Annotated in this window: 11 protein-coding genes; 5 read left to right on the plus strand and 6 right to left on the minus strand. The window is 58.7% G+C overall.

What is annotated here, in order from left to right; translation table 11 throughout:
* Positions 1-124: 124 nt before the first annotated feature.
* The 3 genes from Q8Q83_RS14880 to Q8Q83_RS14890 form a co-directional block, all read right to left on the minus strand.
* A complete protein-coding gene (locus Q8Q83_RS14880; protein ID WP_305624915.1) occupies positions 125-2,275 on the minus strand; it encodes an AAA family ATPase in 2,151 nt (716 codons plus the stop codon).
* A 135-nt stretch (positions 2,276-2,410) separates the two neighbouring features.
* Positions 2,411-2,941 (minus strand): signal peptidase I, encoded by a 531-nt coding sequence (lepB, locus tag Q8Q83_RS14885; protein ID WP_305624916.1) that lies wholly within the window; start codon positions 2,939-2,941, stop codon positions 2,411-2,413.
* Positions 2,942-3,139: 198 nt separating this feature from the next.
* A complete protein-coding gene (locus Q8Q83_RS14890) occupies positions 3,140-3,712 on the minus strand; it encodes a hypothetical protein (RefSeq protein ID WP_305624917.1) in 573 nt (190 codons plus the stop codon).
* Positions 3,713-3,860: 148 nt separating this feature from the next.
* Here Q8Q83_RS14890 and Q8Q83_RS14895 point away from each other — a divergent pair, with 148 nt between their 5' ends.
* The gene (locus Q8Q83_RS14895; protein ID WP_305624918.1) at positions 3,861-4,298 is read left to right on the plus strand and encodes an HIT family protein; all 438 of its coding nucleotides are present in this window, start codon (positions 3,861-3,863) and stop codon (positions 4,296-4,298) included.
* A 110-nt stretch (positions 4,299-4,408) separates the two neighbouring features.
* Positions 4,409-4,834: a 3-isopropylmalate dehydratase gene (locus Q8Q83_RS14900; protein WP_305624919.1), complete on the plus strand. Its 426-nt coding sequence runs from the start codon at positions 4,409-4,411 to the stop codon at positions 4,832-4,834.
* A gap of 188 nt (positions 4,835-5,022) precedes the next feature.
* Here Q8Q83_RS14900 and Q8Q83_RS14905 read toward each other — a convergent pair whose 3' ends face one another.
* Positions 5,023-5,781 carry an ABC transporter substrate-binding protein gene (locus Q8Q83_RS14905; protein ID WP_305624920.1) on the minus strand — a complete coding sequence of 253 codons (759 nt, stop codon included), beginning with the start codon at positions 5,779-5,781 and terminating at the stop codon, positions 5,023-5,025.
* Positions 5,782-5,996: 215 nt separating this feature from the next.
* On the opposite strand from Q8Q83_RS14905, the gene Q8Q83_RS14910 reads away from it, so the two are divergent.
* Positions 5,997-7,292 carry an NAD(P)/FAD-dependent oxidoreductase gene (locus tag Q8Q83_RS14910; protein WP_305624921.1) on the plus strand — a complete coding sequence of 432 codons (1,296 nt, stop codon included), beginning with the start codon at positions 5,997-5,999 and terminating at the stop codon, positions 7,290-7,292.
* Between the two features lie 10 nt (positions 7,293-7,302).
* On the opposite strand, the gene Q8Q83_RS14915 is transcribed toward Q8Q83_RS14910, so the two are convergent.
* Positions 7,303-8,157 carry an alpha/beta fold hydrolase gene (locus Q8Q83_RS14915; protein ID WP_305624922.1) on the minus strand — a complete coding sequence of 285 codons (855 nt, stop codon included), beginning with the start codon at positions 8,155-8,157 and terminating at the stop codon, positions 7,303-7,305.
* A 69-nt stretch (positions 8,158-8,226) separates the two neighbouring features.
* On the opposite strand from Q8Q83_RS14915, the gene Q8Q83_RS14920 reads away from it, so the two are divergent.
* Positions 8,227-8,568 (plus strand): MerR family transcriptional regulator, encoded by a 342-nt coding sequence (locus Q8Q83_RS14920; RefSeq protein ID WP_305624923.1) that lies wholly within the window; start codon positions 8,227-8,229, stop codon positions 8,566-8,568.
* A 15-nt stretch (positions 8,569-8,583) separates the two neighbouring features.
* Here Q8Q83_RS14920 and Q8Q83_RS14925 read toward each other — a convergent pair whose 3' ends face one another.
* Positions 8,584-8,997, minus strand: coding sequence for a MerR family transcriptional regulator (locus tag Q8Q83_RS14925; RefSeq protein WP_305624924.1), 414 nt, complete (start codon positions 8,995-8,997; stop codon positions 8,584-8,586).
* Positions 8,998-9,074: 77 nt separating this feature from the next.
* Between Q8Q83_RS14925 and Q8Q83_RS14930 the strand changes: the two genes are divergently transcribed.
* Entirely contained in the window at positions 9,075-10,301 is a 1,227-nt protein-coding gene (locus Q8Q83_RS14930) for an NADH:flavin oxidoreductase/NADH oxidase family protein (protein ID WP_305624925.1), read from the plus strand.
* The last annotated feature ends 115 nt before the right edge of the window (positions 10,302-10,416 follow it).

The raw sequence follows: 10,416 nt of genomic DNA on the forward strand, positions 1-10,416 counted from the left end.
GCAAAGAGAAAGTAACTCGCCGTAAGGGCGAAACGGGTAAGTGGTGTTGAGAGAATTTTGTTATTTATGGTGATGGCGTTTGTTTAGAAAAAAATGGCAGACAATAAGTCTGCCACCTGTTGTCCTATAGATTTTTTAGTCGATCTAGTATTTCGGATTTTTCTTTTTCTAGTGCTTTGTTAGTTATATCTATGGCGGGCTGGAATATGTTCATATCTATTTCAAAGTGGTTGAATTCGTTTAGTAGGGTTTTTCTTGATAGAAAAAATACTCTGTTGGATATTTGGGAGTTGTCTGAGTGCTTAAATGATTGGTCTATGATTTGGGTCAGTAGTTCGAATTTGTTTGTGTTTATTTTGAATTTGTCGGCTAGGGTTTTTTCAGTGACTAGGCGTAAGTACAAGTAGCTGAATGTGTGATTTAGTGTTTTGCTTAGGAGAGGGTAGTTTTCAGTTTTAATGATTTTTATTTCCGATGGATCTATTTTGATTATGTCTTGGGCGCTAATGATATGAGTGTCTTTAATGACTTTATTTGAGAATAGTGCGTTATATATTTCCGATAGGTTGATTTTGTCTGTCTTGTAGCCGTGCATTATGCTGGTGAGCTTGTCCTTTTCTTCATTTCTTCCTGTAATTTGGCAATACCCTCGCATGAATGGCGTTAAAGCTATCAGGAAATTTTTCTCGTCTATTATTTGATCTGTTATTTCGTCGCGTAGAAGATTTATTAACTCATGTAGGTAGATGAGTATTTTAGTTTCTCTTGAGTTTACTTGGATGAATCCGTTCATTTCTCCTGGGGTGTTGTTCAGGAAGTATAGGTTGAAGCAGTTTTGCTTTTGATGCTCGAGTAATTTTATTAGGTCGGTGTTGTGTGTGAGTATTATTGAGTTTTTGTTGTTGAGTATTTTTAGTATTGAGTATGCAATTTTGTTTTTGTAAATTGAGTCGAAGCTTGAGATTGGGTCATCTAAGACGATTATTTTATCGTCAGTTTTCTTGGATTTTAGTAGTTCGAATGATAGCGAAAGGAAGTTCTGTTCTCCGTTGCTTAGGTGGAGATTGGTTCTTTCTTTGTTTAGAAACTCATTGCCGCCCAGTAAAAGTTTCAGGTTTTTATTTTCATCTCGTGAGAGCTCTATTTTTCTATCGAGACTTTCGCTGAGGAATTGACTGATAAATACTATGTCCTCATCTTCGAATTCTGGTTTTTCTAATAATATTTGAGAGTATTCGTTGTATGTTTCACTTAGATTGAATTGGGCAGTTGCTTCGATGAAAGCATTGGTGATTCTTGCGTTGTAGATTTTGGAGTGTTCTTCGAAGTCAATAAGTAGTTTTTCGGCTGGCTCAAGGTTTCCTTCGTTTAATGCGATTGTTAATGCTTGGTGTATTTCGAAAGGATCGGTGTTGCTGATTTTGTTTAATATTTCTTCAATTATATTTTTGGCTTGCTGGCTTAGGGAGTTAAAGGCTTGTTTGCTTAAGTCTTCTTTTTTTAGCAGAAGTTTTTCTCTTTCTATGTTGTTGTCGCAAACAATGCATTCAGACTTTTTGTTGTATTTTTTGAGTATGATTACTGCATCTTTTGTTTCATTGATTGTTTCTATGGCTTCCTCTTTGTGAGGTGGTTTTTTTAAAGTTTCTTGGGTCTTTCTTATTATCGAGTCTTCTTTTTCGAAGTCTGAAATGAAGAAGGATGATTTTATCTCGTTGTGTTCCGGAATTTCACTGGGGTGGAGGTGTTGCACCGCTTCTAGGAATTTGGCTCTATCGATGCCGTTCCCTTTGGACTTGTTATTTGCGATGTCTGAAATAAAGCTGAGCAGTGTTTTATTTGTGATTATGATGTCGAAGGGGGTGCTTTTTTTGGTGATATTGAAGCTGGTTTTAAGCGTTGCAGGAAGATTTTTCCTGAATAATGTATCAAATGATTCGTCGAGATTTCTTTTTAGTTCGTATTCTCTTTTTATGTTCTCTCCCAAGATGAAGTCTTGGGTTTCTCCTATGATGAGATTTCTCCCGTTTTGGTCATGTATTACGTGAAATATATCGTTGGTTGTGCTTGTGTGCGTAGTATTGTTGATTTCTAATTCATATTTTGTGCCTGGTTTTTTGTTGAGGGTCTCTGCGAGACTGGTTTTTCCTGTTCCATTTGGACCGTAAAGAATTGATATCGGCTTTGATAAGTCAATGATGTTGTTTGTTTGAAGGTGCTTGAATTCTTCACAAAATATTGAGTCTTTAGAAACTGTTTTTATTTTGAGTTCCATGGTTTTTCCTTATCAAGTTATTGGCAATAAAACCACCAGCACCCCTTTGCGGTTCGCCCAGCACATAGAGCCAAGCTCTGATTAGTATTCTGTCGTCCGGATTGAGGGGGAAAGGGGTATTTATTTTCCATATATTCATAGCGTCTTCTCCACCCGCCCAATCAATTTCCCCCTCGCCACCATCCCCCAATACCGACTGTCATTCGAGTTATGCCGGTTATCTCCCAGCATAAAAAACTCCCCCTCAGGCACCAGCCGCTCTTCCATATTCAGCGAGTCCGGTGTGGCATGACTCTGGTCGGGGTTCAGGTAAGGTTCGGCCAGCGCCTGGCCATTGATAAAAAGTTGCCCATCACGCATGGCCACCCGATCCCCCGGCAGCCCCATCACCCGCTTCACGTAATTCACCTCGGGCGTACGCGGCGCCTCGAATACCACCAGATCGCCGCGCTGTGGTTCGCCCAAGATATAGGCCCATACGCTCGCGACTATCACGTCACCGCGCTTGAGCGTAGGCGCCATGGAGTTGGCGGGGATGGCGTAGGGCACCAAGCCGAGCAGGCGAGCGCGTGGGTCGAGGCTGGGGATGGCGAAGGGGTTCAGCAGGTAGGCCGTTGCGAGCAGCAGGCCGAGGGCGGTAAACAACTTCCAGAATCCAATACGCATAAAGCCTCCATGCTTGTTAGCCGAGCCTGGCCCGGCACTCGCCCGGTACGGGCGGGCTTCCCACGATGCGTTGGTGAAGCTCAGCCAGCGATGCCGGCCCTTTGTGGTCAGTTATTCCGACCTTAGCCACGTCAACCCCATCTCGCAAGCCATACCATTGGCTTAACGTCACGGCCAAGTCGTGGCCCCGGCCAGGCATCAATTGAGCTTATAGCGTGTCAGTTCCTGGGCCGAGAGCAGGCGCATGCTTTGCGGGGCGATGCGCTGCATTTCCTCCGCCAACCGACTGGGCACATGCATTTCGCGAAAATAGGCGGCCGGGCTGTAGCGCACGTCCCGGTGGCTGGCTTGCGCCTGGGCCGATTCGCCGCTGGGAAAGTGCGGGCGGTGCAGGCCGACGGAGCCGCTGACGGTCTTCTTGTGGCCGGCGGCCAGCAGGTAGATGCAGCTGCCCTGGCACACGCCGGTGGAGGGCACCAAGGCGTCGAAGCCGGTCTCGCGCAGCAGGCGGCCCATGCGGATGGCCTCGGACGCGCTGCCGCCGATATTGTCCAGCAGCACTATCTTGCGGTTGAACTGGCCCGGGTTGGCCTTGATGCCTGCGAGCAGGGCTTCGTAGTCGCCGGGGGCGATGTCCTCGGAGATCTTGGCCGCCAGCACCGAACCCAGGCTCTGCTGGCGCGCGGCCTCGACCTCGACCTTGGCCTGCGCGGCAGCCGCGTACAGCGCCGAGGCGCAGAGGAGGGCGGCGTGAAGGAGGGGCGTGCGCATGGTCGGTGGGTCCCAGATAACGGCGGTGCGCAGAAGATACCTGCAGCGGCTGGGCGGCGCACCCTGTGCGTCCTTATCATGGAGTTTTTCCCGCGGGCGCAAACCGCTATGGTGCGCCCATCGACCCACGGTTATACGGAGAACCCCGATGAGCCTGCACGGCACTTACGATGCGCAGAATATCTTCGCCCAGATCATTCGCGGCGAGGCCCCTTGCTACAAGCTGTACGAGGACGAGGATGTGCTGGCCTTCCTCGATGTGTTTCCGCAGTCCTACGGTCATTGCCTGGTGGTGCCCAAGCGGGCGGCGGCGCGCAATATCCTGGAGATCGACGCGGATAATCTGGCCAAGCTGATGGCCGTGGTGCAGCGCCTGACCCGGGTGCTGGTGGACGAGCTGGAACCGGCCGGGGTGCAGGTGGCGCAGTTCAACGGCGCGCCGGCGGGGCAGACGGTGTTCCATCTGCATATGCATATAGTGCCGCGCTACGCCGGCGAGACGCTGGGCGTGCATGCCAGCGTCAAGGCCGACCCGGCGGCGCTTGCGCAGCTGCAGGCGCGCCTGCTGCAGCGCATGGCGAGCTAACCCCGCAGCAGGCGCGGCCAGTCTTTACTTGAGGCCTGCCGCGCCCGGGTCAATACTCAAGCGCTTCTGTACGTTTCCCCTCGCTGTTCTTACGCCCATGGAGGGCTCCCATGCGATTGATTGGTGTCGTGTTACCGCTGGTGCTGCTGGCCGGTTGTTCATCCTGGCAGGCCGGCCCGGGGCAGGTTAAGCAGGTCGCCGCCGAGCGTTTGCTGGGTTACCAGCAGCCGCTCGGCACGGGTGGCCGGTTGGTGGTGCAGCGGGATTTCGGCGGCATGGGCGGTGGCTGTTATGTGGCCGTGCTGGTGGACCGCACAGTGGCGGCGCGCATCGCGGTGGGCGAGGCGGCGAGTTTCCAGGTGCCGGTCGGCACCCGGGTGCTGGGCATCGGCATCGACGAGATGGATGACACCCTGTGCGGCAAGGGCCGCCTGCGCCGCGAGCTGGCGGTCAAGGTCGAGGCGGGAAGCACGCAGAACTTCCGCATCATCAGCGATAACCGCAAGGGTTTCGATATTCTGCCGCTCGCCCAGTAAGCCGCAGAACCAGCGCGCGCCTGCTCAGGTGTTGCTGGGTTCGGCGAGCAATTGCTCCCGCCACCGCATCAAGGCGCCCCCATACAGCAGTTGCCGCTCAACCCCTGCTCGGCGCCACCCACCCTACAAAAGCTACGTGCAACGCATAACTGGTGCATAGCCTTCTTTAAAGCCCGTTCGGCAGACGCTTAATCGAGGCCGTATTTTTCCAGCAGCTTCCGCCAGTCCGGGTTGTGCGCCAGGCTGGCGGTGGCGTCTTGGATAAAGGCGGCCGCATCGGCATCCAGGCTCGGCTGCAGGAGCAACTGGCGGCTGTAGCTGCTCAGTGGCGTAGGGGAGAAATACAGCTGCTCGCTGAGTCCCTGTTGGCGGCTGTAGTAGCGCGCGGTGGAGCGCGGGATAAGGATCAGGTCGATGCGTTTGGACAGCAGTTTGTTGAGGTTCTGCTCGTCTATCGGCACGTCTTCGCGCTGGATCAGGCCCTTGTCGATAGCCTCCTGAATGCCCTGATACTGGTGCCCGAGCACGCCGCCCAGGGTGCGCCCATACAGGGACTCGGGACCGCGATAGGCGAAGGGCTGCTCGGCCAGGGAGAGAAAACTCTGCTGGTCGTACAGCAGGGCGGAGGTCCAGCGATAGTGTTTGCTCAGCCGATCGTCGAAGAAGATCGGGCTGACCCACAGCACCAATCCGGCACTGCCTGCGTGCAGCAGGATGTCCAGGCGCTTGCGCGGCAGGTAGTGCAGTTGGAAGCGAAAGCGCCCGCGGTTTTCCCGGTGCTGGTTGAGCAGTTCGAGCAAGTCGAAGGACAGGCCCTGCTGCTTGTCGTAGTCGATGATAAAGGGCGGCAACAGGTGATAGGTCCAGGCGATGACCTCGCGCTGGGCCTGGGCGCTCAGCGGCAGCGAGCCGATCAGTAGTAGCAGTAGCAGTAAGGCCTTGCGCATAGAGACTCACAGCAAATGACAGGCAAGAATTCTTGTGGATATGGCGGCAGTGGCAGGGCCCAGACTAGTGCCGGCGCTCAGCCTAACTGGCTGATGGCGTTGGCACTGCGGATTGGCTTGCACTGTTGCAATGATAGTCGCGGCGCGGTTGGCCGTTGCTCTGTGCCAGTACCTTGAGGGTTAGAATCCGCGCGGTCGAATAGCGGAGACTGGCTGTGAAGGGATTGCCGATTGCGATAGTGGGGGCGGGGACCGCGGGTCTGGCCAGTGCGATTTTCCTGGCGCGCCAGGGTTTTGCCGTGCGCGTGCTGGAGCGGGTGCCCGAGCTGCAGCCGGTGGGCGCCGGGGTGTTGCTGCAGCCTTCGGGCCTGGCGGTATTGCACAGCCTGCGGCTGCTGGATGAGTGCGGCGGCCTGGGCGCGCCGGTCAGTCGGCTGTATGGCACCACAGCCGGCAATGGTCGGGTGATTCTGGACACCCGTTACGAGCATTGGCAGCCCGGCAGCTTCGGCATGGGCATCCACCGCAGCGTGCTGCTGACCGCCTTGCTCGAGGCCGCGCAACAGGCCGGGGTGAGCATCGACAGCGGGGTGACTATCAGCCGCTTTACCCAGACCGTCAGCCATGTGCGCCTGTATCGCCAGGACGAGCAGGGCATGGAGCAGCCCTATGGGGATTTCACTTCGTTGATTCTGGCCGATGGTGTGCGCTCGACCCTGCGCGCTCAGATGCAGGTCAAACAATGGCTGCAGCCTTATCCCTGGGGCGCGCTGTGGAGCATAGTGCCGACGCCGGCGGGCAGCGATTCCAGCGATCTGCGCCAGTGGTACCGAGACTGTGCGCAGATGTTCGGTGTGATGCCCACCGGGCGCACCCACCAGGCCCGCGAACAGCGCTTGAGCAGCCTGTTCTGGAGCCTGCCGGTGGCGCAGTTCGGCGCCTGGCGCGAGGCCGGACTCGAAGCCTGGAAGGCCCAGGTGCTGCAACTGGCCGGCAGCGCCGCCGAGCCTTTCGTGCAGCTGATCGAACGCCCCGAGCAGCTGACCCTGGCCGTCTACGCCGATGTGCGCATGCAGCGCTGGCATGACGGCCGGGTGCTGGCCATCGGCGACTGCGCCCACGCCATGAGCCCGCAACTGGGCCAGGGCGCCAATATGGCCCTGGTGGATGCCGCGGCGCTGGATACGGCCTTGATGGCCCAGGCGCCGGCGGATCAAGCCGCCGTCGATTGGTCGGCGGTGTTTAACGCCTATGCCGGCAGCCGGCGCGCGCACCTGCGTTACTACCGCCAGGCCAGCCGCTTGCTCACGCCGCTGTTCCAGTCCCATAGCCGCAGTCTGGCCTGGCTGCGCGACAGCGCGTTATTCCTCGCCCGCCACCACCCGCTGGGCCGCGCCCATGCGGTCAGCACCCTGGTGGGCGCGCGCAGCGGCTGGCTGCTGTCGGGGGCCGAGCAGCGGGCGCTGCAGGTCTGGCGCGGCGCCGCGCAGCCGAACCAGGCGTTGAGCTGAGGCTGTTTATTCAGGCGGCGTTGGGCTGCTGCGCCAACCAGCTTTCCAGCAGCGGCCACAGCACCTGGTTACGCGGCTGGAAGAAGCCGAAATGACCGATGCCTTTGAGCCCGTGATCCTGCGCGCGGATTTCCCGATGCTCGCGTTGGGCGGCCGGGAAGTGGCGCAGCAGGTCCTGCACTGTGGCGGCGGGGGCGAAGGCCTGGTCGTCGGCGAACGACAGGGAGAGGATCTGGCCCGCGTAGTGGCGATAACCCCGGGTATCGAGCTGGGGATCGGAAAACAGGTAGTCGGGGTTCAGGCTCCAGTCGCGCCAGTCCCTGGCCACGCCGGGCGGTATGTCGTGACCCACGCCGAGGCGCGCCGGCAGGTAGCCGAAACTGCGCAGCAACAGCGGGGTGAGCAGGTACCAGGCGCCGATCAGGCGTGGCCATTGCCGGCGCGGATAGAGGCGCCAGCTGCAGGTGCCGGAGGCCAGCAGCACCAGGCGCGGCACCTGTTGCAGGGCCGGCGCCAGGCCGCTGAGGTGGCCGCCGGAGCTGTGGCCGATCAGGCTGATCTCGCTCCAGGGTACTTGCAGCTGCTCGACCGTGGCCTGCAGCGCGGCTTGCAGATCCAGCTGGGCCCAGTCGCGCATGCGCGCACCGTCGTGCTTGGCCGGGCCCTGGCGGGAGGCGCCGATGCCGCGGGCATCCCAGGTCAGCACGGCGTAGCCGGCGGCCGCGAAATACTCGGCGAAGTGGCGATAGAAACCCTGGGGTACGCCGGTGGCGGAGTTGACCAGCAGCACGCCACGGCGCCGTGACGTGCTCTGGGGATAAAGTGTGGCGGCCAATTCGCGGCCGTCTGCGCAGTGGATTTGCATGGTTGAACCTTGCGAGCGATTGGGGTGCAGATACCCTAAGCTATGGACCCCACTCCACAGTCAAGCGCCATGTTGATCGCCGAACTCGAACGCCAATCGGGCCTTAGTCGCGACACCATTCGTTACTACGAGCGTATCGGCCTGCTGGAGCCGGCCCCGCGGCGCAGCAATGGTTATCGGGACTACGACGCGCACAGCCTGGTGGTGCTGAACTTTATCCGCGCCGCCCAGGAAATCGGCTTCAGCCTCGATGAGATTCGCGTCGCGCTGCCGAACCTGCGCCAGCCGCCGAAAAACTGCCCCAACCTGCTCGCCGCGCTGGCCGACAAACGCGCGAAGATCCTGGCGCAGATCGCCGTGGAAACCGCCCGACTCGATCGGCTCGAACGCCTACTGCAGCGTTTCCAATAGCCTCACCCTGGCGGGTTAGCGCGTTTCGCCGCGAATACGGGTAAGCACGCGTTCGGCATTTTCCGTGCAGGGCATGCCTTCGGGCTTGTTCTCGATGTTGTCGATGATCGTCAGCAGCTGCGCCTTGTTCTGCGCCAAGCGCTGCTGCAGGGCTTCGATCTCGGCGACTTTGCCGCGCAGGCTGGCGAGCAATTCGTCGTGGGGTCTGGGCGACTGGTCGGCGCTCGGCAGCAAGCGGCGGATCTCCTCCAGGCTGAAACCCGCCTGCTGGGCGCAGGTGATGATCTCCAGGGTGTGCAGGGTTTGCGGCGAGTACTCGCGGTAACCGTTGGCCTTGCGTTGCACGGCACCGATCAGGCCGCTGCTTTCATAGAAGCGCAGGCGCGAGGGCGGCAGACCGCTGCGCTTGGCCAATTCACCGATCTTCATGCTGCCGTCTCCGCGCTGCTTGACATTAAAGTTAACTTTAACCTTAGCATCCTCGCGTCGTCCACGAGGAGCCCGTCATGTCGCTTTTTCAACCGCTGCAACTGCCCAATGGCACCCTGATTCCCAACCGCATCGCCAAGGCGGCCATGGAGGAAAATATGGCGGATGCCCAGCAGGCGCCTTCCGCCGAGCTGCTGCGCCTCTACCAGAGCTGGGCCGAGGGCGAGGCCGGGTTGCTGCTCAGCGGCAACGTGATGATCGATAGCCGCGCCATGACCGGCCCTGCTGGGGTGGTGCTGGAAGATGGGGCGCAACTGGAGAAATTCCGCCAGTGGGCGCAAATCGGCCGCTCCAAGGGCGCGCAGTTCTGGCTGCAGACCAACCACCCGGGGCGGCAGATACAGGCCAATCTCGGCCAGCAAGCCTGGGCGCCGTCGAGCGTGGCGCTGCAGCTGGGGCGTTTGTCGAAGCTGTTCGCGGTGCCCAAGGCCATGGACGAGGCGGATATCGCCGAGCTGATCCAGCGCTTCGTGCGCACCGCGCAACTGGCCGAAGAAGCCGGCTTTAGCGGGGTGCAAATCCATGCGGCGCACGGTTATCTGCTCAGCCAGTTTCTCTCGCCGCTAAGCAACCAGCGCAGCGACCAATGGGGCGGCGCCCTGGACAATCGCGCGCGCCTGCTGTTGGAGATAGTCCGGGCGGTGCGCGCCGTGGTCAGCCCGCAGTTCTGCGTGGCGGTGAAACTCAACTCGGCGGATTTCCAGCGCGGCGGTTTCGAGGCGGTGGACGCCCGCCGCGTGGTGGAGATGCTCAACGAGCTGGCCGTCGATCTGGTCGAGCTGTCCGGCGGCAGCTACGAAGCCCCGGCCATGCAGGGCGATGCCCGCGATGGGCGGACCCTGGCGCGGGAAGCCTACTTTCTGGAGTTCGCCGCCGAGATCGCTGGCGTGGCGAAGATGCCGATAATGGTCACCGGCGGCATTCGCCGCCGCGCCGTGGTGGAGCAGGTATTGGCCAGCGGTGTCGCCATGGCCGGCATCGCCACCGCCCTGGCGGTCAACCCAGATTTGCCGCGCGAGTGGCGCGCCGGCCAGGACAGCCAGCCGCAACTGGCGCCCATCGCCTGGAGGAACAAGGTGCTGGCCTCCCTGGCGTATATGGCGGTGGTGAAGTTCCAGCTGCGCCAACTCAGCCGCGGACGCGCACCCCGGCCGCAGGTGTCGCCACTGCGCGCCTTGCTGCTGGAACGCTTTAACAGCGCACGGCGCACCCGGCAGTACCGGCGGTTAATGGCCCGCCGCTAAGAACCTGTTTACGATCTGCTGCGCGTCGGCCATCCGGCGTTAAAAACAGCCTCGGAATGCTCATTTACAGCTCGTAAACTGCGCTTCCTCGGCTGTTTTTGCCTTGTCTGGCTCT

Origin of the sequence: Pseudomonas sp. (assembly GCF_030696055.1) — a bacterium.
Taxonomy (GTDB): Bacteria; Pseudomonadota; Gammaproteobacteria; order Pseudomonadales; family Pseudomonadaceae; genus Aquipseudomonas.

Bases quoted from the DNA above. Each gene is read 5' to 3' on its own strand.
- Q8Q83_RS14880 (WP_305624915.1), bottom strand. From the start codon at position 2,275: ATGGAACTCAAAATAAAAACAGTTTCTAAAGACTCAATATTTTGTGAA.
- lepB (WP_305624916.1), bottom strand. From the start codon at position 2,941: ATGCGTATTGGATTCTGGAAGTTGTTTACCGCCCTCGGCCTGCTGCTC.
- Q8Q83_RS14890 (WP_305624917.1), bottom strand. From the start codon at position 3,712: ATGCGCACGCCCCTCCTTCACGCCGCCCTCCTCTGCGCCTCGGCGCTG.
- Q8Q83_RS14895 (WP_305624918.1), top strand. From the start codon at position 3,861: ATGAGCCTGCACGGCACTTACGATGCGCAGAATATCTTCGCCCAGATC.
- Q8Q83_RS14900 (WP_305624919.1), top strand. From the start codon at position 4,409: ATGCGATTGATTGGTGTCGTGTTACCGCTGGTGCTGCTGGCCGGTTGT.
- Q8Q83_RS14905 (WP_305624920.1), bottom strand. From the start codon at position 5,781: ATGCGCAAGGCCTTACTGCTACTGCTACTACTGATCGGCTCGCTGCCG.
- Q8Q83_RS14915 (WP_305624922.1), bottom strand. From the start codon at position 8,157: ATGCAAATCCACTGCGCAGACGGCCGCGAATTGGCCGCCACACTTTAT.
- Q8Q83_RS14920 (WP_305624923.1), top strand. From the start codon at position 8,227: ATGTTGATCGCCGAACTCGAACGCCAATCGGGCCTTAGTCGCGACACC.
- Q8Q83_RS14925 (WP_305624924.1), bottom strand. From the start codon at position 8,997: ATGAAGATCGGTGAATTGGCCAAGCGCAGCGGTCTGCCGCCCTCGCGC.
- Q8Q83_RS14930 (WP_305624925.1), top strand. From the start codon at position 9,075: ATGTCGCTTTTTCAACCGCTGCAACTGCCCAATGGCACCCTGATTCCC.